Genomic DNA, 21,832 nt, shown 5'->3' on the forward strand with positions numbered 1-21,832 from the left:
GACCGCAGACCTGATTGCCACGGCACGAGGTATCGAGGGTGCCTATGTCCAATGGCGGCGCATGGAGCGAGCGGGCCTGAAGCGCGTCCAGCAGTCCGTGGCGCCGCTGTTCGAGCGCACGCGCCGCTTCCGCGTCTACCAGTCCTGGGTGATTCCCGGCCTGCTCCAGTCGGCCGCATACACGCGTGCCGTGCTGAGCACCGTGGCCCGTCTCCGGGATGTGCCGGACGACGTCGAGGACGCGGTGACCGTCCGGATGGACCGACAGCGCGTCCTTCACTCCGGTGATCATCGATTCGCGATGCTCGTCGAGGAGTGGGTGCTGCGCACGGTCATCGGCGACAGCGAAACCATGGCCGGAGCGCTCGGCCATCTGATCTCTGTCGCGTCACTGCCCTCGGTCAGTCTGGGCGTGATCCCCCTGGGCACGCCGCGTGGAGCCGGATGGCCGGTGGAGTCGTTCACCGTGTACGACGACGTACAGGTCAACGTGGAACTCGTCTCTGCACACCTGACCGTCACGCAGCCCGGCGAGATCGCGGAATACACCAAGGCGTTCGCCGAACTCTCCGCCATCGCCGTTTACGGCACCCCGGCCAGGTCGCTCATCACGGCCGCCATCGACGACCTCACATGATCGCTGCGCAAGTCCATACAAGTTCGTAGCCCCAAAGGCGCCGCTGCCTTCAACCTGGCCCCATGGGCACAAAGCAGCAGCAGACGTATCCCGATCCGATTCCGGTAGAGCTGCCGACCGGCTTCAACGCTTGGCTGCTCGACTGCGTACCGGCCCCCGGTTGCAAGGTGTGCGCCGCGAACTGGAAGCAGCTCAACGCGGCGAAGGACGCCGAAGACATTACGAAGGCGGCGAGGCACGCGACGGAGATCCGAGACCACGCAAGTGGGGTGCACTGACGGGCATGCACATCGGACGGCGACGGCTCGACGCGGGCCCCGGTTGAGGAACCCCGCTCCCGGTCCGCCGAGTGCGCGACTGGGAACGACCGGTGACCTGCGTCCGGTGCCTGTCCTTCTCTCCCATGAACTCCCGCCCGGGACAAGGGCGGCGGCGGTCACCGATGGCCGCGTTCAGCCAACCAGGAAGGTGCAGCGACGCAGAACGGAACTGACCTGTACGCGCTCGACATTGCCGGCGCCTCATTCGCGAGGGCGTGCGGCGGCCCCTGCACCGAGGGGCGCGTGACCCTGGCCCGGATCGGTGCGGACGCCTGGGCGTTAGGCGACAGCAAGCGACTCGACGCGGAGCCGCTGAGGTTCACCACGGAGGAGTTGGACGCGGCCGGCATCGACCCGACGCGGTTCGGCCTGAACGTCTGATCCGCCCCTCGATGTCGGCCGGGCAGCCGGGCCCATCCCTCACCCTTGGGCCCGGCTGCCCGGCCGACTCTCCTCGAAACGGGACCAACTCGTGCACCACCACGCCTATTTGTGGACCGGCCCGAAGGCGAGCTTCGACAACGAGGCCCTACGGCGACCCCCGCACCCGGAGTTACCTCCCGCCGGAAGCAAGCCGGAACTGATCCAGCGCTACCGCGAAGTGGCGGCGGAGTTCCCGACGATGGATCTTCCCCCGCTGGAAACGGCGTACTGGCTCATCAAGCCCCGCTCGCTCGTGCGGGCCACATGGGACGAGGCGAAGGAAGCGGCGTCATGGCTCGGTGAACAACTCGCCCGGTACGCACCCCGGTTCGCCTCCGAAACGCAGCGCGACACCACCCATCTGATCCGCCTGGTGAACTCCGCTGCCGAGCGGCTGGAGTCGGGGGCGGACGTCTCACTCGGCTTCTACCTCGAACGCCCCGCGTATCTGTCCGTGTCCCTGGTGACGTGCTCCCCGAACCGTTCAAAGCCTGAACTGCGCTGCCCCGTGCGGTAGTTCGTCCAGCACATCACCTCAAGCGGCATCAAGCTCGCACCACACGAGCTTCCCCTGCTTGCCGTTCCGGGACAGCGGCTGCCAGCCCCACTGGTCGGCGCAGGCCCGGACGAGTGCGAGACCGCGGCCATCCTCCGAGTCGCCGAGTTTCTCCAACGCCCGTGGCGGCTCCGGCGGTTGGGGGTCTGCGTCCCACGCCCCGAGCCGCAGCACCCCCGCCGCCCAGCCCACCCGCAGGGCGGCGGGCCCCTCCGCATGCCGTACGGCGTTGGCGACCAACTCCGTCGCGAGGAGTTCGGCGGTATCGGCCAGCCGGATCAGACCGTGCACGGTGAGGATCAGGCGCAGGGTGCGGCGACTGACGGCGACGGCACGTAGGTCGTTGGGGATGTAGAGGCAGTACTCCCAGGGCGCGGGTGGGTTTTCGGGCATGCGTCAACTCCGGTTCGGTGATGGGGGTTTCGGAGAGCTGCGGGGTGCCGCGGGCGGTGGCTTGCCGCAGCCGTCCTGGCAGGACGGAGCGGTGCGCTTCCGGTGTCCCGGGATTTCCGCAGCGTGTGCGTCGCATCACTGACGGTAGGTCTATAACTTCATGTTCGGCAAGCGGATCGCGTAATCTGCCCCCGTAAGGAGTCGCGCACGCAAGCGCGTTGAGTCGAGGAGCGGCAGATGGCGCTGAGGCGCGAACCAACGGCTCGACAGATGCGTCTGGCTGTCGAACTGCGCAGACTCCGGGAGGCGGCAGGCCTCTCGGCCCGGGAGGCCGCGGGGTTGCTGGGAGTGGGTTCCGCCCAGATCAGCCATATCGAATCCGGCCTCGCGGGCGTGAGCGAGAAGCGCCTGCGCCGCCTTGCGTCCCACTACGTATGCACGGACGAGGCGTTCGTCGATGCCCTGGCCGCCCTCGCGACCGACCGGACACGCGGCTGGTGGGAGGACTACCGAGGGGCACTCCCCACACCGTTCCTCGACCTCGCCGAACTGGAGCACCATGCCACGTTCCTGCGAGAGGTCCAGTTCCTGTTCATTCCCGGCCCGCTTCAGACAGAGGGCTACGCTCGCGCCGTCTACGCCTACCGCGTCCCGGAACTCCCGGACGAGGAACTCGAGTCGCGCGTCCGCCATCGGATGCAGCGCAAGGTAATCCTCGAAGGCCCCAACCCCACCCCGTACGAGGTGGTCGTCCATGAGGCTGCGCTGCGCATCATGGTGGGAAATCGCGCCGCCTCACGAGCCCAACTCGCTTGCCTTGTCGAGATTTCCGAAGCCGACCACGTCACCGTGCGCGTCATCCCCTTCGAAATGGAGGCGTTCGCCGGCGCTGCGAGCGCCATGACTTATGCGGGAGGCCTCGTGCCCAAGCTGGACACCGTTGTACGCGATGCGCCCCACGGCGCGGCCTTCATCGACTCCGAAGCCCAACTGGGCGCCTTTCGAACGCTTTTCCGTAAAGTGGAGGCTGCATCGCTCGACCCTGAACGGTCGCGCGACTTTATCCACAGGTTGGCGAAGGAGCTGTGAGGCACCCCATGGGCACCCCCGACAACTGGAGGAAGTCGTCCTACTCGGGCCCCGGCGACGGCGACTCCTGTGTGGAGATCGCAAACGGCCTCACCCGAGTAGCGATACGCGACTCCAAGACCCCGGCCCGAGCCACCCTCACCTTCCCCGCCGAGGCATTCACCGCCTTCGTCGACGGGCTGGCCAAAGAGCTGTGAGGCACCCCGTGGACACCCGTGACCTCTGGCGCAAGTCGTCCTACTCCGGCGCGGGTGACGGTGACTCCTGCGTGGAGATCGCCAACCACCTCACCCGCATAGCGATACGCGACTCCAAGACCCCGACCCACGCCACCCTCACCTTCCTCACCCCCACCTTCACCACCTTCATAGAGGCCCTGAAGCCGCACCCCCACCCCTGACCACACCCCTGACCCCACCCCCCTGTCAGACCCACCCGCTACCGTCGACCCATGTCCAACCAGGCAGCAAAACCGGGGACCCCCAACGGCGAGCGAAACCTCGCCGTCCTCGAAGGCGTCCTGGAACGGATCACCTACGCCAACGAGGAGACGGGGTACACAGTCGCCCGCGTCGACACCGGCCGAGGCGGCGGCGATCTCCTCACCGTCGTAGGCGCGTTGCTCGGCGCCCAGGCCGGCGAGTCTCTCCGCCTGGAGGGCCGTTGGGGCTCGCACCCCCAATATGGCAAGCAGTTCACCGTGGAGAACTACACGACCCTCCTCCCCGCCACCATCCAGGGCATTCGCCGCTACCTCGGCTCAGGCCTCGTCAAAGGCATCGGCCCCGTCTTCGCCGACCGCATCACCCAGCACTTCGGCCTGGAGACGCTCCAGATCATCGAGGACGAGCCCAAGCGCCTCATCGAGGTCCCGGGGCTCGGCCCCAAACGCACCAAGAAGATCGCCGAGGCCTGGGAGGAGCAGAAGGCGATCAAGGAGGTCATGCTCTTCCTCCAGACCGTCGAGGTGTCCACGTCGATCGCGGTGCGCATCTACAAGAAGTACGGCGACGCGTCGATCTCCGTCGTCAAGAACCAGCCGTACCGCCTCGCCTCCGACGTCTGGGGTATTGGTTTCCTCACCGCCGACAAGATCGCCCAGTCCGTCGGCATCCCGCACGACAGCCCGGAGCGCGTCAAGGCAGGCCTCCAGTACGCCCTTTCGCAGGCCACCGACCAGGGCAACTGCTACCTCCCCGAAGAGCGGCTCATCGCCGACGCGGTGAAGCTCCTGCAAGTCGACACCGGGCTTGTCATCGAGTGCCTCGCCGAACTCGCCCTCCCGGACGAGGAGTCCGGCGACCCCGGGGTCGTACGCGAAAAGGTCCCCGGTCCCGACGGCAGCCCCGACCCCGTCACCGCCGTCTACCTCGTCCCCTTCCACCGCGCCGAACTCTCCCTCGCCGCCCAGCTCCGCCGCCTCCTGCACGCGGACGCGGACCGCATGCCCGGCTTCCACGACGTGGCCTGGGACAAGGCGCTCGGATGGCTGAAGGGGCGTACCGGCGTAGAGCTCGCGCCCGAGCAAGAGGCCGCCGTCAAGCTCGCCCTCACCAAGAAGGTCGCCGTCCTCACCGGCGGTCCCGGCTGCGGCAAATCCTTCACCGTGCGCTCGATCGTCGAACTGGCCCGAGCCAAGAAGGCCAAGGTCGTCCTCGCCGCCCCCACCGGCCGCGCCGCGAAACGCCTCGCCGAACTCACCGGCGCCGAGGCCTCAACTGTCCACCGCCTGCTGGAGTTGAAGCCCGGTGGCGACGCCGCCTACGACAAGGACCGTCCCCTGGACGCCGACCTGGTCGTGGTCGACGAAGCCTCCATGCTCGACCTCCTCCTCGCCAACAAACTCGTCAAAGCCGTACCCCCAGGAGCCCACCTCCTCTTCGTGGGCGACGTGGACCAACTCCCCAGCGTCGGCGCCGGCGAGGTGCTGCGCGATCTGCTGGCCGACGGGGGGCCGATCCCCGCCGTACGCCTCACGCGCGTGTTCCGTCAGGCCCAGCAGTCCGGCGTCATCACCAACGCGCACCGGATCAACTCCGGCCAACACCCGGTGACCGACGGCATGAAGGACTTCTTCCTCTTCGTCGAGGACGACACGGAGGAGGTCGGCCGGCTCACCGTCGATGTGGTGGCGCGGCGGATTCCGGCCAAGTTCGGGCTGGACCCGCGCCGGGACGTGCAGGTCCTCGCACCCATGCACCGGGGACCGGCGGGCGCGGGCAATCTCAACGGGCTGCTGCAACAGGCGATCACGCCCGGCCGGCCCGACGTCGCCGAGAAGCGGTTCGGCGGCCGGGTCTTCCGGGTCGGCGACAAGGTCACCCAGATCCGCAACAACTACGAGAAGGGCGAGAACGGCGTCTTCAACGGCACGGTCGGCGTCGTCACCTCACTCGACCCGGTGGACCAGCGCCTCACGGTGCTGACGGACGAGGACGAGGAGGTTCCGTACGAATTCGATGAACTGGACGAGCTGGCGCACGCGTACGCGGTGACCATTCACCGTTCGCAGGGCAGTGAATATCCGGCCGTCGTGATCCCGGTCACCACGAGCGCGTGGACGATGCTTCAGCGGAACCTGCTGTATACGGCCGTGACCCGGGCCAAACAGCTGGTCGTCCTCGTCGGTTCGCGGAAGGCGATCGGTCAGGCGGTCCGCACGGTGTCGGCGGGCAGACGCTGCACGGCACTGGACTTCAGGCTCTCGGGCCCGTGAGCACAGGCGTTCGGGGCCGCCGTAGGACTCATCACAAAAAATGATCGATCAAATGAGTCGGGAAGGTCACACAGCACTTCCAGATGCCGGGGTGGAGGGGGCAGGATGAGCAGGTTGGCGGCACTGAGTGCCGCCAATAGGCCCAATGGTCGACCCCGAGTGCACTCTCCTGCGCCAAATGGGGGATGGTAGAGACAGTCAGGGCAACCTCGAAGAAGAGGCACAACGTCGGTGAGGGATGACGTGAGCGACAACTCTGTAGTACTGCGGTACGGCGACGGCGAGTACACCTACCCGGTGATCGACAGCACCGTCGGCGACAAGGGCTTCGACATCGGGAAGCTCCGCGCCCAGACCGGTCTGGTGACGCTGGACAGCGGCTATGGGAACACCGCCGCCTATAAATCCGCCATCACCTACCTCGACGGTGAGCAGGGCATCCTCCGGTACCGCGGCTACCCGATCGAGCAGCTGGCCGAGCGCTCCACGTTCGTGGAGGTCGCCTACCTGCTCATCAACGGCGAGCTGCCGACCGTCGACGAGCTCACCGTGTTCAAGAACGACATCACGCAGCACACCCTGCTGCACGAGGACGTCAAGAACTTCTACAAGGGCTTCCCGCGCGACGCCCACCCGATGGCGATGCTGTCGTCGGTCGTCTCGGCGCTGTCCACCTTCTACCAGGACAGCCACAACCCGTTCGACGAGAAGCAGCGCAACCTCTCCACGATCCGGCTGCTCGCGAAGCTTCCGACGATCGCGGCGTACGCGTACAAGAAGTCGATCGGCCACCCGTTCGTCTACCCGCGCAACGACCTCGGCTACGTCGAGAACTTCCTGCGCATGACCTTCTCGGTCCCGGCGCAGGAGTACGACCTCGACCCGGTCGTCGTCTCCGCGCTCGACAAGCTGCTGATCCTGCACGCGGACCACGAGCAGAACTGTTCCACGTCCACGGTCCGCCTCGTCGGTTCGTCGCAGGCCAACATGTTCGCCTCGATCTCGGCCGGCATCAACGCGCTGTGGGGCCCGCTGCACGGCGGCGCCAACCAGTCCGTCCTGGAGATGCTGGAAGGCATCCAGGCCAACGGCGGCGATGTCGACTCCTTCATCCGCAAGGTGAAGAACAAGGAGGACGGCGTCCGCCTGATGGGCTTCGGCCACCGGGTGTACAAGTCCTTCGACCCGCGCGCGAAGATCATCAAGGCGGCGGCGCACGACGTCCTCTCGGCCCTCGGCAAGTCCGACGAGCTGCTGGACATCGCGCTGAAGCTGGAGGAGCACGCGCTCTCCGACGACTACTTCGTCTCGCGCAACCTCTACCCGAACGTCGACTTCTACACCGGCCTGATCTACCGGGCAATGGGCTTCCCGACCGAGATGTTCACGGTCCTGTTCGCCCTGGGCCGCCTCCCGGGCTGGATCGCCCAGTGGCACGAGATGATCAAGGAGCCGGGTTCTCGTATCGGGCGCCCGCGTCAGATTTACACGGGTGTCGTCGAGCGGGACTTCGTCCCGGTCGAGGGTCGCTGAAGCACTGCGACAAGAGCTCCGCTGGGTCCGTTGTTCGTTCACCGCGGGCCCGGTGGGGGCTGGTCGCGCAGTTCCCCGCGCCCCTAAAAAGCAGCGGTGCCCGGCGTCCCCAAGGCAACAGGGCGCTGCAGCACAGCAACAACTCCGGACCACAGCAAGATCGCGCCCCTTCAACCCCCTCGCCTAACGCGGCGAGTGAGCCGAAGGGGCGCGTCGTTGTCGAGAGGCCGAGCGCGCGGAGGCCCGAAGGGTCGAGCACGGTCGGCCTCTCGACAACGACTTCTGCGCCCCGGAGGCGAACCGAAGCCTTAAAAAAGAGAGGTGAAGGCGCCCTGCCGACGGTCCCCCCACGGGCCGGCGTACAGGGCGCCTTCCCATGTCCCGGTGCGGATTCCCCCCACGGGATCCGGCCGGGCGCCTTTGAGAAACCAGCGCCTGAATCGCTGTCGTACCGAAGCTCGATGGATCTGAGCTTCGTTGAGCAGAACGAGCAAAACTCCTCGTACTACTGGGTGTGGTGCCAGTGATGTGTGCGATCTGCCGGGACACCGCACGACGGGAGGGCCGCTCAAAGCTCCCCGGTGTACGTGTCCCGGCAACGCATCTCTGAGGAAGTCCCCCAAGACATCCTCAGATGCCAGTTCGCGCCCCCCAAGACGCTTGCTGACATCGTCAACTTAGACCTTCGAACCCCTTCGATGGTTACGTTCACACCACTGTGATCTGCGTCTCTTGCATATGTCCGTTAGATGCGCAAGAGCCCCGATGTCGTGGTCGGGACCCCAGCGTAAGGATGATGCGCGAGCCTTGTGAAGAGCTTATGTGAGGCCGTCGTCGGTCTCTAGAGGGACTCCTACTTCAGGTTCCCGTAACTCCCGGTAACTTTGCGGAACTTCAGCGAAATGTCCTGAGTCGCAGGCTGTTGGAGACCACGAAGACCGACGAGAAGGCCATCGCGGCGCCCGCGATCATGGGATTCAGCATGCCCGCAGCGGCCAACGGAAGCGCCGCCACGTTGTATCCAAAAGCCCACACGAGATTGCCCTTGATCGTGCTGAGCGTCCGCCGCGACAGCCGGATCGCGTCCGCGGCCACCCGCAGATCCCCGCGCACCAGCGTCAGATCGCTCGCCTCGATCGCCGCGTCCGTCCCGGTGCCCATCGCGAGCCCGAGATCGGCGGTGGCGAGCGCGGCGGCGTCGTTGACCCCGTCGCCGACCATCGCGACGCTCCGCCCCTCGCCCTGCAGCCGCCGTACGACAGCGACCTTGTCCTCGGGCAGCACCTCGGCGATGACGTCCCCGGGGGCGATCCCGACGGCGGCGGCCACGGCTTCGGCGACCGCGCGGTTGTCGCCGGTCAGGAGCACCGGAGTCAGCCCGAGGGCCCGCAGCTCCCGTACGGCCTCCGCGCTGGTCTCCTTCACCGCGTCGGCGACCGCGACGACTCCGCGAGCGGTTCCGTCCCAGCCGACCACCACGGCCGTACGTCCGCCGCTCTCGGCCTCGGACCTGGCGCGGGCCAACTCCTCCGGGAGATCGTCGTAGAGGCGCCCCACGGCCACCTCGCGGCCCTCCACGCGGCCGCGGACGCCGCGTCCGGGCACGTTCTCGAAGTGCTCGGCGGACGGCAGCGGTCCCACCCGCTCCTCCGCGCCCGCGGCGACGGCCCGCGCGACGGGGTGCTCGGAGGCGTGCTCCAGGGCGCCCGCGAGGCGCAGCAGCTCCCGCTCGTCGGTGCCGTCGGCGACGTAGACCTCCTGGAGGGTCATGCGGCCGGTGGTGATGGTGCCGGTCTTGTCGAGGACGACCGTGTCGACGCGGCGGGTGGACTCCAGGACCTCGGGGCCCTTGATCAGGATGCCGAGCTGGGCGCCGCGGCCGGTGCCGACCATGAGGGCGGTCGGGGTGGCCAGGCCCAGCGCGCACGGGCAGGCGATGATCAGCACGGCGACGGCCGCGGTGAACGCGGCGGCCACATCACCGGTGACCGCGAGCCACACCCCGAACGTGCCGACCGCGATCAACAGCACCACCGGCACGAAGACCCCGGAGATCCGGTCCGCGAGCCGCTGCACCTCGGCCTTGCCGTTCTGCGCGTCCTCCACCAGCCGCGCCATCCGCGCGAGTTGGGTGTCCGACCCGACCCGACTGGCTTCTACGACCAGTCGCCCGCCGGCGTTCACGGTCGCACCGGTGACCGTGTCACCCGGTGCCACGTCCACCGGTACCGACTCGCCGGTCAGCATCGACGCGTCGACCGCCGAGGCGCCCTCGACGACGGTGCCGTCGGTTGCGATCTTCTCCCCGGGCCGTACGACGAAACGGTCCCCGACCGCCAACTCGGCCACGGGGAGCCGTACTTCACGCCCGTTCCGCAGAACTGCCACGTCCTTGGCGCCCAGTTGCATGAGCGCGCGCAGGGCCGCGCCCGCACGGCGCTTCGAGCGGGCCTCCAGATAGCGGCCCAGCAGGATCAACGCGACGACTCCGGCGGCCACTTCGAGGTAGATCGTCGAGGCGCCGTCCGTACGCGAGACGGTGAGGCGGAACTCGTCGTGCATGCCGGTCATGCCCGCGTCGCCGAAGAACAGCGCCCACAGCGACCAGCCGAACGCGGCCAGCGTGCCGACCGAGACGAGGGTGTCCATGGTCGCGGCGCCGTGCCGCGCGTTGGTGAACGCGGCCTGGTGGAACGGGAGTCCGCCCCAGACGACGACCGGCGCGGCGAGGGTGAGCGCGAGCCACTGCCAGTTGTCGAACTGGAGGGCCGGGACCATCGAGAGCAGCACGACGGGCAGGGCGAGGAGCGCGGAGACGGTCAACCGCTCGCGCAGCGAGGCGAGTTCGGGATCGGGGGTGTCCTCCGTGGCTTCCGGCTCCGGCGGCGCGGGTTCCTCGGCGGTGTACCCGGTCTTCACCACGGTCGCGATGAGGTCGGCGACCTGGATGCCCGCCGGGTAGCTCACCTTCGCCTTCTCCGTCGCGTAGTTGACGGTGGCGGTGACGCCGTCCATGCGGTTGAGCTTCTTCTCGACGCGGGCCGCGCAGGAGGCGCAGGTCATCCCGCCGATGAGCAACTCGACCTCGGCGGCGGGGGGTTCGGGGGCCGCGGCTATGGGTGTCCCCGCGGTGGTACCGATGGTGGTGGTACTGGTCATGTCCGGACTCCAGACATCGGACCGGACCGCGCGGAGCCAGTATCAGCTGGTCGGCACGGCCCGGTCGAAGAACAGAAGTGTCGTACGGGTGCTGCTCGGGCTGACGCCGATACCGGTCAGGCCTGGCCGGCGAACTCGAAGCCCGCCTCGTCGACCGCCGCGCGCACCGCCTCGTCGTCGAGCGGGGCGGCGGAGACGACGGTGACCTCGCCGGTCGACGCGACGGCCTTCACCGAGGTGACGCCGGGCAGCCCCGAGATCTCGCCGGAGACGGAGCCCTCGCAGTGTCCGCAGCTCATCCCGGTCACCTTGTAGACGGTGGTGACGGAACCCTGGGTGTCGGTCTGGGCGGTCATGTCGTTCTCCTCGTGGAGGCGTGTGAGGTCGGAGTGGCCCACGGTGGCTCACTCTGTCCTCAGAGTATACCCCTAGGGGGTATTTCTCCAAGAGGGGTCGCGCCGGGCCAGCGACCGCACCCAGGCGATGCCGAGCAGGGCGACGATCACCATTCCGCCCACGGAGAACGTCGTGAAGAGATGCTCCTGCTGGTCGGTCGGCCTCGGGATGTACCCCTGGGCGAACAGCTGCTTGTCGAGGCCCGTGCCCGACAGCCGCGCGACCAGCCAGATCGCGATGCCGTGCGTCGAGTCCCACAGGGCGTGCAGCAAGGAGACGCCGAGATACGTGCCGACGACCGGGCCGGTGAAGCGGAAGCGCCCGTTCAGCTGCCGGTACGTCAGCAGGACGCCACCCGCGATCGCCGTCCACAGGCCGTGCCCGAAGGGGGCGAGGACCCCGCGCAGGATCTCGGTCTCCAGGAGTGCCCGCAGATCGATGCCCTTCGTGGAGACGGCCGCGTTGAAGGCATACCCGGCGCTCTCCAGGGCCGCGAACCCGAAGCCGACCGTCGCGCCCAGCACCAGCCCGGCGCGCATCCCGTGCAGCCGGGGCTGCCGGCGCAGCACGAACATCAGCGCCCCGAGCTTCACGGCCTCCTCGATGAGGCCGACGCCGACGAACATCCACAAGGAGGGGTGCAACAGGTAGTACTCCATCACCGAGGCGCCCAGCACCCCGAGCGTGCCGCCGGTCAGGAAGCAGCCCAGGATCACGCTGACGCCCAGGTCGCGCCCGTGCCGCTCGTACGCCCACAGGACGAAGGTCACCGGCACCAGGAAGCTGCCGAGCAGGATCAGCGTCGGCAGCAGGGTGGTGTTCTTCGTCGCGTACGTGACCAGCGCGGTCAGCACCCACAGCGCCAGCCCGCCGCCCAGACAGTGCTTCCACAGTCCGGTACGGATCTGGGGGTACGTCGGCGGCGGCTGCTGCGGCCCGGGGATACGGGCCCGGGGCGCACCGGGCGGCGGAGAGTAGGTCACGGCAAATCCCCTCGTACTCCTACAGGGCAGATTTACCGGCACTTTATGGTAGATACGCTCCATGTCGCAGTCCGGGACACTCGTCCTGATCATGACCATCGCCGTACTGGCGCCCCTGCTGGCCTACGCGATCGGCCGGTGGTTACCGGTCCCGCTGGTCATCTTCGAGATCCTGCTGGGCATCCTCGTCGGCCCGGACGTACTCGGCTGGGCGGGCGACGGACAGGTGATCGACACCCTCTCCAACCTCGGTCTGACGATGCTGATCTTCCTCGCCGGGTACGAGATCGAGTTCGACAAGATCCGCGGCGACACGCTCGAACGGTCGGTACGCGCGTGGCTGATCTCCCTGGCCGCGGGCCTGGCCCTTGCCACTGCCCTCTCCGGCTGGTCCAAGGGCGTCTACATCGGCACGGCCCTCACCAGCACCGCCCTCGGTACGGTCCTGCCGGTGCTGCGCGACGCCGGTGATCTGCACTCCCGCTTCGGTTCCGTGATGCTGGCGTTCGGCGCGGTGGGGGAGTTCGGCCCGATCATCGCGATGGCACTGCTGCTGAGCGGCCGCGCCCCGGGCCGTTCGACGGCAGTGCTCGCCGTGTTCGCCCTGCTCACGGCGGCGGCCGTGTGGTGGGCGATGCGCCCGCGTCCGCCGTGGTTCTCCCGGGTCATCGCCAGGACCCTCCACAGCAGCGGCCAGTTCGCCGTACGACTGGTGGTGCTGCTCCTCGCGGTCATGCTGGGTATCTCCGGCGCCCTCGGCCTCGACACCCTCCTCGGCGCCTTCGCCGCCGGCCTGATCACCCGCCTGGTGCTGCACGGCGCGGCTCCCGAGAGTGCGGATTCGGTCCTGGAGAAGGTCGAGGCGATGGGCTTCGGTTTCCTGGTGCCGGTGTTCTTCGTCGTCACCGGCATCGAATTCGACCTGGACGCCCTCCTGTCCGGGGGCCACGCCCTGCTGCTCCTCCCGGTGTTCCTGGCTCTCTTCCTCCTCGTCCGCGGCCTCCCGGTCTACGTCCTCGCCCCGCGCGATCTCGTACGACGGGACCGGCGCGCCCTCACGTTGTTCGCGTCCACCGCGCTGCCGCTGGTTGTCGCCATCACGACGATCGGGGTGGACGACAAGGTGCTGAAGCCGGCGGACGCGGCGGCGCTGGTGGGGGCGGCGATGGTGTCGGTGCTGGTCTTTCCGCTGGTTGCATTGAGGTTGCGGGGGGAGAGGGTTGAGGGGGAGGGGGCGGGTATGGGTTCGGAGTCGTGGTGAGGGGGATGGGATCGGTTCGCCTCGGACGGGCGGGGTAATGAGCGCCCGGAAGGGGCGCGGGGCTGTATCGACATGCGGCTCTGGCGCGCGGCACGACCAGCCACAATGGACCCGCAGACCGCAACGGCGATGGGAACGCAGATGAGAGCGGTGGTCTTCGACCAGTACGGAGAGCCGGCCAAGGTACGCGACGTACCCGACCCCCACCCCGCACCCCACGGAGTGGTCGTCCGGGTGGAAGCCACCGGCCTCTGCCGCAGCGACTGGCACGGCTGGCAGGGCCACGACCCGGACATCACCCTGCCCCACGTACCGGGACATGAACTCGCCGGTGTCATCGAGGCAGTTGGCGACAGGGTCACCGCCTGGCACCCCGGCGACCGAGTCACCGTCCCCTTCGTCTGCGCCTGCGGAACCTGCCCCACCTGCGCCGCGGGCGACCAGCAGATCTGCGAACGCCAGACCCAGCCCGGCTTCACCCACTGGGGTTCCTTCGCCCAGTACGTGTCGCTGGACCACGCCGACGTGAACCTCGTAGCCATGCCGGACGAGATGACCTTCACGACGGCGGCCTCCCTGGGCTGCCGGTTCGCGACGGCGTTCCGCGCGGTGGTGCAGCGGGGCAGGGTCGCACCGGGCGAGTGGGTCGCGGTGCACGGCTGCGGGGGAGTGGGCCTGTCGGCGGTGATGATCGCGGCGGCCTCCGGCGCCAGGGTCGTCGCGGTCGACATCTCACCCCAAGCGCTCGCGCTGGCAAGGAAGTTCGGGGCGACGGAGTGCGTGGACGGCACGCACACCCCGGACACGGCACGGGCGGTACGCGAACTGACCGGCGGCGGCGCCCACTTGTCCCTGGACGCCCTGGGCTCCCCGGCGACCTGCGCGGCCTCGGTGAACGGCCTGCGCCGCCGGGGCCGCCACATCCAGGTGGGCCTCCTCCCCTCCTCGTCCGGCACGACCCCGATCCCGATGGCCCGAGCGATCGCCCTGGAACTCGACCTCCTCGGCAGCCACGGCATGGCCGCGCACACCTACCCACCCATGCTGGAACTCGTCCGCTCAGGAGTACTCCGCCCCGACCTCCTGGCCACCACCACGATCACCCTGGACGAGACCCCGGCGGCGCTCGCCGCGATGGGTTCGGCGCCGGGGGCGGGGGTGACTGTCATCGAGCCGTGGAGGTGAGGGCGGTCCACCAAGAAATCGACGCGCGTGTGCACACACGGTGTTTCGGCGAGGGTGACCGGAGTCGTTGAACGGTGCGACCGGATCGGAGGGGCGTCGAACGGCGCGGGCCACGAACGGGTGCTGCTAGCTTCGCGTCCGTGATCGTGTATCCGCTGTGGCATGTCGGCCACCAGAACGAAGCCGGCGACGACGGCTCGACAGTGCACGTCGACGAGAGCGGCGTGTTCTGCGACGAGGCGGACGGTGACGACCTGAAGCTGCTCGGTATCTACTCGACTCTCGAACGGGCGGAAGAGCGGGTGCGTCAGGCTCGACTGCTGCCGGGCTTCCGTGACGAACCGGAGTGCTTCTACTTCGACGCCTGCGAACTCGACGAGGACGGTTGGACCGAGGGCTTCGTGCGGGTTCCGCCGGGCGAGTAGGCCCATGGGCCGAGACCCCACCCGGTGAGGTCGGGCGAGGTCGGGTGAGGTCGGGCGGAGCAGGGCACCGATCGCCGCCGGGACCCACGATCGCCTACACCCGCCCCCGGCTCCCCCGGGGCCGGCCCGTCCAACCGACGGACGTGACCGGCCCGGCCGAACCCGAAGTCGGGTCAGTCGTCCCTGCGCCCCCGGTTCCCCGGCCGGGAGGCCACCCACGCCCGGACCGTGTCGGCGTACCAGAACGGCTTGCCGCTCTCCACGTGGTCGGGCGGGGGCAGCAGGCCGTGCTTGCGGTAGGAGCGGACGGTGTCGGGCTGGACGCGGATGTGGGCCGCGATTTCCTTGTACGACCAGAGCCGTCGGTCGGTCATGAGTGCACCTCCCTGCGCGCGCCGCGGCGGCGGCCGGGGGCGGCCGTCGGGGGAGCCGTGCGCTGCGCTGGCGATCACAAAGCCTGTGCCCGGTGAACGACACGGCGTGAGGAAGGGGAAGTGCCTGTGTGCCGGGTGTGACGCAAGACCCGCGTACACGCGACATGTGTGACACGAGGGGGGCTTTTGTGACAGAGGTGACGCAAAGGCGCACGCGGGCGCAGTGGCGCGGCGCGTTGACTCCCGCCGAAAACCAGGACCGGTCCACCGGGGCGGCATGGCAAGCGGGTGGCACGGCGAGCCGGGCGGCGCAGCAAGGCGGGCGGCACAGCAAGGTGGGCCGGACCCGCTGCGCCGGGCCCGGCCCACCGGCTCCCCGCATCCCCCTGCGGCCGGTCGACCCACTGGAGGCCTGCGCGTCCTCAGGGATCAACCGGCCAGGCGCTCAGCCTGCATCAACGCGCCCTGCCGGTCTTGGAAAAATCCGCACTACGGCCCGGCGCGATCAACAGACTCGTCGCCTCACCCGTCATCCGGTCCCCGGCGGGCATCCCGGCCCGCGCCATCGCCGGACTCACCCGGGCCACCGCGAACTGCCCCGGCGTACACCCCGTCATCGCCCTGAACTCGCCGCTCAGATGCGCCTGGTCGTAGAACCCGCAGACCGCCGCCGTCTCCGCCTGGCTGCGGCCGGACGCGAGGAGTCGCCGGGCGCGCTGCAACCTCAGTACCCGTGCCGCCGCCTTGGGGCCGAGGCCGATCTGTTCCCGGAAGCGGTTCTCCAACTGCCTTACGCTCCAGCCCACTTCGTCCGCGAGCCGGGGCACCGGCACCGCGCCCCGGGTCCGCACCAGCTCGGACCAGGCCAGGACCACCCGCTCCGAACTCGGCGTACCGGCCGCCGACCATCGGGTCAACACGTCGTCCCGCAGCCCGAATCGAGCCTCCCAGGTCGGCAACGCGGCCAGCGCGGCGGCCAGTTCGCCGAGTCCGGTCCACTGGGAGCCGAGCGTGTGCGGGAGTTCATCAGGATCCACCACCCGGTCGGCAAGCTCGTGCTGAGCCGTACCGAACAACGTGAACGCGGCCCACGGCATCAACAACACCTCAACTCCCGCGAGCCGTCCACTGTGTTCACCGAGCGCCGCAGTCGTCGTAGGCCCACAGAACACGGATCCCAGCGTCGCCGTAGGCCGCCCCACCCGCGAGATCCGCACCGACCCCTCGAACCCGAGCAGCAACGTGGCCGCCCCGATCGGCGCCTCCAACCGAGCCCGAGGGCGTACGAGGTCCAGCCGCATCCCGCGATAACTGATCACCCCGGGCAGCAGGCGAGCATGGGGCGCCCCAATCGCGGTCTCCCATGACCCACCGACCCCGTACCCACGCCGGATGTGCAAGGCACCAACAGACATCCACTCATAGTCCTACGGGACGACAGCGCCGGTAAGGGGCGCGGGGCTGTATCGATGTGCGGCTCCGCCGCGTGGGCGCGAGCAACCACGACGGACCCGCACCCGACAAAAATGCAAGCCCTTACCCCCAACCCGCCCCGTCTCGTCCGAATGTCTGGACAAAACATTGACAGGGCTCGGCCACCGGGACTACAAACCGTGGAGAGCCGAAATAAAGGGGAAGTCGATGGCGTACGACCTGATCACCATGGGGCGGCTAGGGGTGGACCTCTATCCGCTGCAGACGGGCGTGCCGCTGCCCCAGGTGACGACCTTCGGGAAGTTCCTCGGGGGCTCGGCGGCGAACGTCGCGGTGGCTGCCGCCCGCCTGGGCCACGAGGTCGCCCTGGTCTCGCGCACCGGCGACGACCCCTTCGGCACCTACCTGCACGAGGCCCTCAAGGACTTCGGGGTGGACGACCGCTGGGTCACGCCGGTCGCCGCGTACCCGACCCCGGTGACGTTCTGCGAGATCTTCCCGCCGGACGACTTCCCCCTGTACTTCTACCGGCAGCCCAAGGCCCCGGATCTGGAGATCGACGCCCACGAGCTCGACCTGGACGCGATCCACGAGGCCCGTATCTTCTGGATCACCGGCACCGGCCTGAGCGAGGAGCCCAGCCGTACGGCCACGCTCGCGGCCCTCGCCCACCGCGCCAAGTCCGGTACGACGGTCTTCGACCTCGACTGGCGCCCCATGTTCTGGAAGGACCCGAGCGCGGCCCGCCCCTTCTACGAAGAGGCCCTGCGCCACACCACCGTCGCCGTCGGCAACCTCGACGAGGTGGAGGTCGCCACCGGCGTACGCGAACCGCATGCCGCCGCCCGCGCGCTGCTGGACGCCGGTGTCGAACTCGCCGTAGTCAAGCAGGGCCCCAAGGGCGTCCTGGCCGTGCACCGCGACGGCACGACCGCCGAGGTGCCCCCGCTCCCCGTGACCGTCCTCAACGGACTCGGCGCCGGTGACGCCTTCGGCGGCTCGCTCTGCCACGGCCTGCTGTCCGGCTGGGACCTGGAGAAGATCATGCGGCACGCCAACGCGGCCGGCGCGATCGTCGCCTCCCGCCTGGAGTGCTCCTCCGCGATGCCCACCGTCGCCGAGGTCGAGGGCGCGGTCGCCGCCGGAGCGGTCCTGTGAGGGCCGGCCGCGTGACGGGCGCCGAACACGAGCACGAACACGAGGGCGGCGACGGGCTCACCGACCCGTCGGGCTCCGCCGATCCCTCGCACCCCACCGACCCCTCACGCCCCTCCGGTCACGAGGGCGGCCCCGGCCCCCGCCCCTCCGGTCACGAGGGCGGCCCCGGCCCCCGCGTCGACATCTCCGAGCTCGTCCGCGTCCGCGCCCGGCACCCCGAGGCGATCGCCGAGGCCGCCGCCCGCCGCGTCCGGCGCCCGCTGCTCAACGACGCGGGCCGGCTGATGATCGTCGCCGCCGACCACCCGGCCCGCGGCGCGCTCGGCGTCGGCGACCACAAGCTCGCCATGGCCAACCGCGCCGAACTGCTCGAACGCCTCTGCCTCGCCCTCTCCCGGCCCGGAGTCGACGGCGTCCTCGCGACCGCCGACATCCTCGACGACCTCCTGCTCCTCGGCGCCCTCGACGGCAAGGTCGTCATGGGCTCGATGAACCGCGGCGGGCTGCAAGGCGCGAGCTTCGAACTCGACGACCGCTTCACCGGCCACCGCGCCGAGGACATCGAGCGTCTCAACTTCGACGCCGGCAAGCTGCTCCTGCGCATCGACTACGACGACCCGGGCTCCCTCACCACCCTGGAGTCCACCGCCCGCGCCATCGACGACATGGCCGCGCGTCAACTCCCGCTGTTCGTCGAGCCGTTCATCAGCCGCCGCACCGACGAGGGCAAGCTGAAGAACGACCTCTCCGCCGAGGCCGTCATCAAGTCCATCGCCATCTCCTCGGGCCTGGGCGGCACTTCGGCCTACACCTGGCTCAAGCTCCCGGTCACCGAGAACCCGGACGACATGGCCCAGGTCATGGAGACCTCCACCCTCCCCGCCGTGCTCCTCGGCGGGGAGGTCGGCGACGACCAGGACGGCGCCTACGAGAAGTGGCGCGGCGCCCTCCAACTCCCCACCGTGCGCGGCCTGGTGGTCGGCCGCTCGCTGCTCTACCCGGCGGACGGAGACGTCGCCGCCGCCGTGGACACCGCCGTAGGACTGCTGTGAGGGCCGGCTTATGACGACCGCCGGGCAGCAGCCGTACATCCCCGAGCTGTACGTCCCCAAGGGCTCGGCCGCCAACGCGCAGTACGCCGTGGACATCGACCCCAAGCGGGCCGGCTGGACCCACAGCAGTCTGCGGGTCGTCGAGCTGGAGCCGGGCGGGACACACCACTTCACCACCGGTGACAGCGAGTGGATCGTGCTTCCGCTCGGCGGGGGATGTACCGTGCGAATTGCGGACGAAGAGTTCCAACTCCTGGGCAGGGAAAGCGTGTTCGCCGGAGTCACCGACTTCGCGTACGTGCCCCGAGACGCCCAGGTCAAGATCGCCTCCGGCGCGGGAGGCCGCTTCGCCCTGGCAGGAGCGAAGTGCGAGCGACGACTCCCCGCTCGCTACGGCCCCGCGCCGGAGGTTCCGGTGGAACGACGCGGCGACGGCACCTGCCTTCGCCGCATCCGCAACTTCGCCTCGGCCGACGCCTTCGACTGCGACAAGCTGATCGCGGTCGAGGTGATCACCCCAGGCGGCAACTGGTCCTCGTACCCGCCCCACAAGCACGACGAACAACGGCCGGGCGAGGAAGCCGAGTTGGAGGAGATCTACTACTTCGAGATCGACGGCCCGAACGGTTTCGGCTATCAGCGCGTATTCCCCTCCCGTGAGGGCGGATCCGACGTCCTCGCGGAGGTCCGCTCCGGCGACGCCGTGCTCGTGCCCGATGGCTGGCACGGTCCGTCGATCGCCCAGCCGGGTCACGACATGTACTACCTGAACGTCATGGCGGGGCCGGGTGGAACGAGGGAGTGGCGGATCTGCTTCCACCCGGACCACGTTGAAAGCACAGGTGGTTACCGATGACCTCGACGACGAGGCTGACGGTCGCACAGGCACTCGTACGGTTCCTGTCCGTCCAGTACACCGAACGCGACGGCGTACGGCGGCGGTTGATCGACGCGACCTGGGGCATCTTCGGCCACGGCAACGTGGCCGGCCTCGGCCAGGCCCTCATCGAGTACGCCGATGAGATGCCCTACCACCAGGGCCGCAACGAACAGTCCATGGTCCACGCGGCAGTCGGCTACGCGCGCCAGTCGAATCGCCTGTCGGCACACGCCGTTACGACGTCCATCGGCCCCGGCGCCACCAACCTCGTCACCGGCGCCGCCCTCGCCACCATCAACCACCTCCCGGTCCTGCTCCTCCCCGGCGACACCTTCGCGACCCGCGTGGCCGACCCGGTGCTCCAGCAGCTCGAAGTCCCGTACGCGGGCGATGTGTCGGTCAACGACTGCCTGCGCCCGGTGTCGAAGTACTTCGACCGGATCACCCGCCCCGAGGCCCTGATCCCGGCGGCGCTCCAAGCCATGCGCGTACTCGCCGACCCGGTCGAGACCGGAGCCGTAACTCTCGCTCTCCCGCAGGACGTTCAGGCCGAGGCGTACGACTGGCCGGACGAGTTCTTCGCCGAACGCACCTGGCGCGTAAGGCGCCCGGCCGCCGACCCGGCCGAACTGGCCGAAGCGGTAAGGGCAGTTCGCGAGGCCAAGCGCCCCCTGATCATCGCGGGCGGCGGAGTCCACCACAGCCGAGCGGAGGCCGCCCTCGCGGAGTTCGCCGCCGCCACCGGCATCCCGGTCGCGTCCACCCAGGCCGGCAAGGGCTCCCTGAACCACGACCACCCCCAGGACGTCGGCGGCATCGGCCACACCGGCACCGCGACCGCCGACGAACTCGCCCGGCTGGCCGACCTGGTGATCGGCATCGGCACCCGGTACACCGACTTCACCACCGGCTCCCACACCCTCTTCGAACGCCCCGGCGTCCGCTTCCTCAACCTCAACATCGGTGCCTACGACGGCAACAAGCTCGCCGGTCAGCCGCTGATCGCGGACGCGCGGAGCGGACTCGCCGCGCTGGCAGGGGAGTTGGGCCAGGACGCCTACCGGGTCACCGAGTCGTACATCGCCGAGTACCGCGAGGACAAGGAGCGTTGGGAGCAACGCGTCGACGCCTGCTACGAGGCCGAGGAACCCGACGTACGGCCGACACAGCCCCAAGTCCTGGGCGCACTGGACGAGATCGTCGACGCGTCCGACATCCTCATCAACGCGGCGGGCTCGCTCCCCGGTGATCTGCACAAGCTGTGGCGGACGCGGTCGTTCGACCAGTACCACCTGGAGTACGGCTACTCCTGCATGGGCTACGAGATCCCGGCCGCGATCGGCGTGAAGCTGGCCGCGCCGGACCGGCCGGTGTGGGCGCTGGTCGGCGACGGCACGTATCTGATGATGCCGACGGAGATCGTGACCGCCGTACAGGAAGGCATCGCGATCAAGGTGCTGCTGATACAGAACCACGGGTACGCGTCGATAGGCGGCCTGTCGGAGTCGGTGGGCGGCGAGCGGTTCGGCACCGCGTACCGCCACCAGGCCGACGACGGCACCTACACCGGCGCCCCGCTGCCCGTCGATCTCGCCGCCAACGCGGCCAGTCTCGGGATGCGGGTGCTGCGCGCGAAGACCGTCAGCGACCTGCGTGAAGCGCTTGCCGTGGCGCGGGCGGCCGACACTCCCACATGTGTCTACGTGGAGACCGAAACCGCAGACACTGTGTCGGGCGCGCCTCCCGCGCAGGCCTGGTGGGATGTACCTGTGGCCGCGACCGCGACCCGATCGTCCGCGGTCAAGGCACGTGAGCTGTACGAACGGCACGTCTCCACCCGACGCCGCCATCTGTGAAG

22 protein-coding genes are annotated in these 21,832 nt (G+C 69.1%); 16 read left to right on the forward strand and 6 right to left on the reverse strand.

What is annotated here, in order from left to right:
* The first annotated feature begins 61 nt into the window (after window positions 1-61).
* The 4 genes from ACIBK4_RS32220 to ACIBK4_RS32235 all read left to right on the forward strand — a co-directional run bounded on the left by ACIBK4_RS32220 (window position 62) and on the right by ACIBK4_RS32235 (window position 1,897).
* Window positions 62-637 carry a DUF5753 domain-containing protein gene (locus ACIBK4_RS32220; protein WP_399000783.1) on the forward strand — a complete coding sequence of 192 codons (576 nt, stop codon included), beginning with the start codon at window positions 62-64 and terminating at the stop codon, window positions 635-637.
* A 62-nt stretch (window positions 638-699) separates the two neighbouring features.
* Window positions 700-915 carry a hypothetical protein gene (locus ACIBK4_RS32225; protein ID WP_399000388.1) on the forward strand — a complete coding sequence of 72 codons (216 nt, stop codon included), beginning with the start codon at window positions 700-702 and terminating at the stop codon, window positions 913-915.
* Between the two features lie 216 nt (window positions 916-1,131).
* Entirely contained in the window at window positions 1,132-1,338 is a 207-nt protein-coding gene (locus ACIBK4_RS32230; RefSeq protein ID WP_399000785.1) for a DUF397 domain-containing protein, read from the forward strand.
* Window positions 1,339-1,429: 91 nt separating this feature from the next.
* On the forward strand, window positions 1,430-1,897 hold the full coding sequence (locus ACIBK4_RS32235; protein ID WP_399000389.1) for a hypothetical protein: 468 nt from the start codon (window positions 1,430-1,432) through the stop codon (window positions 1,895-1,897).
* Between the two features lie 18 nt (window positions 1,898-1,915).
* Here ACIBK4_RS32235 and ACIBK4_RS32240 read toward each other — a convergent pair whose 3' ends face one another.
* Window positions 1,916-2,329 carry an ATP-binding protein gene (locus ACIBK4_RS32240; protein ID WP_399000391.1) on the reverse strand — a complete coding sequence of 138 codons (414 nt, stop codon included), beginning with the start codon at window positions 2,327-2,329 and terminating at the stop codon, window positions 1,916-1,918.
* Window positions 2,330-2,566: 237 nt separating this feature from the next.
* Between ACIBK4_RS32240 and ACIBK4_RS32245 the strand changes: the two genes are divergently transcribed.
* The 5 genes from ACIBK4_RS32245 to ACIBK4_RS32265 all read left to right on the forward strand — a co-directional run bounded on the left by ACIBK4_RS32245 (window position 2,567) and on the right by ACIBK4_RS32265 (window position 7,667).
* The gene (locus ACIBK4_RS32245) at window positions 2,567-3,418 is read left to right on the forward strand and encodes a helix-turn-helix domain-containing protein (RefSeq protein ID WP_399000393.1); all 852 of its coding nucleotides are present in this window, start codon (window positions 2,567-2,569) and stop codon (window positions 3,416-3,418) included.
* A gap of 8 nt (window positions 3,419-3,426) precedes the next feature.
* Window positions 3,427-3,615, forward strand: coding sequence for a DUF397 domain-containing protein (locus tag ACIBK4_RS32250; protein ID WP_399000395.1), 189 nt, complete (start codon window positions 3,427-3,429; stop codon window positions 3,613-3,615).
* A gap of 8 nt (window positions 3,616-3,623) precedes the next feature.
* Window positions 3,624-3,818 carry a DUF397 domain-containing protein gene (locus ACIBK4_RS32255; protein WP_399000398.1) on the forward strand — a complete coding sequence of 65 codons (195 nt, stop codon included), beginning with the start codon at window positions 3,624-3,626 and terminating at the stop codon, window positions 3,816-3,818.
* 51 nt (window positions 3,819-3,869) lie between these two features.
* Window positions 3,870-6,134, forward strand: a complete 2,265-nt coding sequence (locus ACIBK4_RS32260; protein WP_399000400.1) for an ATP-dependent RecD-like DNA helicase — start codon at window positions 3,870-3,872, stop codon at window positions 6,132-6,134.
* 243 nt (window positions 6,135-6,377) lie between these two features.
* The gene (locus tag ACIBK4_RS32265; RefSeq protein ID WP_033287238.1) at window positions 6,378-7,667 is read left to right on the forward strand and encodes a citrate synthase; all 1,290 of its coding nucleotides are present in this window, start codon (window positions 6,378-6,380) and stop codon (window positions 7,665-7,667) included.
* An 894-nt stretch (window positions 7,668-8,561) separates the two neighbouring features.
* Here ACIBK4_RS32265 and ACIBK4_RS32270 read toward each other — a convergent pair.
* The 3 genes from ACIBK4_RS32270 to ACIBK4_RS32280 all read right to left on the reverse strand — a co-directional run bounded on the left by ACIBK4_RS32270 (window position 8,562) and on the right by ACIBK4_RS32280 (window position 12,205).
* Window positions 8,562-10,826, reverse strand: coding sequence for a heavy metal translocating P-type ATPase (locus ACIBK4_RS32270; protein ID WP_399000403.1), 2,265 nt, complete (start codon window positions 10,824-10,826; stop codon window positions 8,562-8,564).
* A gap of 116 nt (window positions 10,827-10,942) precedes the next feature.
* Window positions 10,943-11,182, reverse strand: a complete 240-nt coding sequence (locus tag ACIBK4_RS32275) for a heavy-metal-associated domain-containing protein (protein ID WP_399000405.1) — start codon at window positions 11,180-11,182, stop codon at window positions 10,943-10,945.
* A gap of 72 nt (window positions 11,183-11,254) precedes the next feature.
* Window positions 11,255-12,205 (reverse strand): PrsW family intramembrane metalloprotease, encoded by a 951-nt coding sequence (locus ACIBK4_RS32280; protein ID WP_399000407.1) that lies wholly within the window; start codon window positions 12,203-12,205, stop codon window positions 11,255-11,257.
* Between the two features lie 61 nt (window positions 12,206-12,266).
* Between ACIBK4_RS32280 and ACIBK4_RS32285 the strand changes: the two genes are divergently transcribed.
* The 3 genes from ACIBK4_RS32285 (at window position 12,267) to ACIBK4_RS32295 (ending at window position 15,076) form a co-directional block, all read left to right on the forward strand.
* Window positions 12,267-13,466 (forward strand): cation:proton antiporter, encoded by a 1,200-nt coding sequence (locus tag ACIBK4_RS32285; RefSeq protein WP_399000409.1) that lies wholly within the window; start codon window positions 12,267-12,269, stop codon window positions 13,464-13,466.
* A 141-nt stretch (window positions 13,467-13,607) separates the two neighbouring features.
* Window positions 13,608-14,651: a zinc-dependent alcohol dehydrogenase family protein gene (locus ACIBK4_RS32290; protein ID WP_399000412.1), complete on the forward strand. Its 1,044-nt coding sequence runs from the start codon at window positions 13,608-13,610 to the stop codon at window positions 14,649-14,651.
* A 140-nt stretch (window positions 14,652-14,791) separates the two neighbouring features.
* Window positions 14,792-15,076, forward strand: coding sequence for a hypothetical protein (locus tag ACIBK4_RS32295; protein WP_399000414.1), 285 nt, complete (start codon window positions 14,792-14,794; stop codon window positions 15,074-15,076).
* A 173-nt stretch (window positions 15,077-15,249) separates the two neighbouring features.
* On the opposite strand, the gene ACIBK4_RS32300 is transcribed toward ACIBK4_RS32295, so the two are convergent.
* Window positions 15,250-15,450: an AlpA family transcriptional regulator gene (locus ACIBK4_RS32300; protein ID WP_200691293.1), complete on the reverse strand. Its 201-nt coding sequence runs from the start codon at window positions 15,448-15,450 to the stop codon at window positions 15,250-15,252.
* A 455-nt stretch (window positions 15,451-15,905) separates the two neighbouring features.
* Window positions 15,906-16,751, reverse strand: coding sequence for a helix-turn-helix domain-containing protein (locus ACIBK4_RS32305; protein WP_399000787.1), 846 nt, complete (start codon window positions 16,749-16,751; stop codon window positions 15,906-15,908).
* Between the two features lie 340 nt (window positions 16,752-17,091).
* Between ACIBK4_RS32305 and iolC the strand changes: the two genes are divergently transcribed.
* From iolC to iolD, 4 genes are all read left to right on the forward strand, one after another.
* Window positions 17,092-18,042 carry a 5-dehydro-2-deoxygluconokinase gene (gene iolC, locus ACIBK4_RS32310; RefSeq protein ID WP_399000417.1) on the forward strand — a complete coding sequence of 317 codons (951 nt, stop codon included), beginning with the start codon at window positions 17,092-17,094 and terminating at the stop codon, window positions 18,040-18,042.
* A gap of 182 nt (window positions 18,043-18,224) precedes the next feature.
* A complete protein-coding gene (locus ACIBK4_RS32315) occupies window positions 18,225-19,094 on the forward strand; it encodes a deoxyribose-phosphate aldolase (RefSeq protein WP_399000789.1) in 870 nt (289 codons plus the stop codon).
* Window positions 19,095-19,104: 10 nt separating this feature from the next.
* Complete coding sequence (iolB, locus tag ACIBK4_RS32320) at window positions 19,105-19,950, forward strand: 5-deoxy-glucuronate isomerase (protein WP_399000420.1); 846 nt, start codon at window positions 19,105-19,107, stop codon at window positions 19,948-19,950.
* Entirely contained in the window at window positions 19,947-21,830 is a 1,884-nt protein-coding gene (iolD, locus tag ACIBK4_RS32325; RefSeq protein ID WP_399000422.1) for a 3D-(3,5/4)-trihydroxycyclohexane-1,2-dione acylhydrolase (decyclizing), read from the forward strand. Before iolB ends, iolD begins: the two co-directional genes overlap by 4 nt.
* The last annotated feature ends 2 nt before the right edge of the window (window positions 21,831-21,832 follow it).

This window comes from Streptomyces sp. NPDC050528 (assembly GCF_044457795.1).
In the GTDB taxonomy this organism is placed as follows: Bacteria; Actinomycetota; Actinomycetes; order Streptomycetales; family Streptomycetaceae; genus Streptomyces.

What these genes read in the sequence shown, in the direction of transcription:
- ACIBK4_RS32220 (WP_399000783.1), top strand. Translation starts at nt 62, where the DNA reads ATGGAGCGAGCGGGCCTGAAGCGCGTCCAGCAGTCCGTGGCGCCGCTG.
- ACIBK4_RS32225 (WP_399000388.1), top strand. Translation starts at nt 700, where the DNA reads ATGGGCACAAAGCAGCAGCAGACGTATCCCGATCCGATTCCGGTAGAG.
- ACIBK4_RS32240 (WP_399000391.1), bottom strand. Translation starts at nt 2,329, where the DNA reads ATGCCCGAAAACCCACCCGCGCCCTGGGAGTACTGCCTCTACATCCCC.
- ACIBK4_RS32245 (WP_399000393.1), top strand. Translation starts at nt 2,567, where the DNA reads ATGGCGCTGAGGCGCGAACCAACGGCTCGACAGATGCGTCTGGCTGTC.
- ACIBK4_RS32250 (WP_399000395.1), top strand. Translation starts at nt 3,427, where the DNA reads ATGGGCACCCCCGACAACTGGAGGAAGTCGTCCTACTCGGGCCCCGGC.
- ACIBK4_RS32260 (WP_399000400.1), top strand. Translation starts at nt 3,870, where the DNA reads ATGTCCAACCAGGCAGCAAAACCGGGGACCCCCAACGGCGAGCGAAAC.
- ACIBK4_RS32270 (WP_399000403.1), bottom strand. Translation starts at nt 10,826, where the DNA reads ATGACCAGTACCACCACCATCGGTACCACCGCGGGGACACCCATAGCC.
- ACIBK4_RS32275 (WP_399000405.1), bottom strand. Translation starts at nt 11,182, where the DNA reads ATGACCGCCCAGACCGACACCCAGGGTTCCGTCACCACCGTCTACAAG.
- ACIBK4_RS32285 (WP_399000409.1), top strand. Translation starts at nt 12,267, where the DNA reads ATGTCGCAGTCCGGGACACTCGTCCTGATCATGACCATCGCCGTACTG.
- ACIBK4_RS32290 (WP_399000412.1), top strand. Translation starts at nt 13,608, where the DNA reads ATGAGAGCGGTGGTCTTCGACCAGTACGGAGAGCCGGCCAAGGTACGC.
- ACIBK4_RS32300 (WP_200691293.1), bottom strand. Translation starts at nt 15,450, where the DNA reads ATGACCGACCGACGGCTCTGGTCGTACAAGGAAATCGCGGCCCACATC.
- ACIBK4_RS32305 (WP_399000787.1), bottom strand. Translation starts at nt 16,751, where the DNA reads ATGCGGCTGGACCTCGTACGCCCTCGGGCTCGGTTGGAGGCGCCGATC.
- iolC (WP_399000417.1), top strand. Translation starts at nt 17,092, where the DNA reads ATGGCGTACGACCTGATCACCATGGGGCGGCTAGGGGTGGACCTCTAT.
- iolB (WP_399000420.1), top strand. Translation starts at nt 19,105, where the DNA reads ATGACGACCGCCGGGCAGCAGCCGTACATCCCCGAGCTGTACGTCCCC.
- iolD (WP_399000422.1), top strand. Translation starts at nt 19,947, where the DNA reads ATGACCTCGACGACGAGGCTGACGGTCGCACAGGCACTCGTACGGTTC.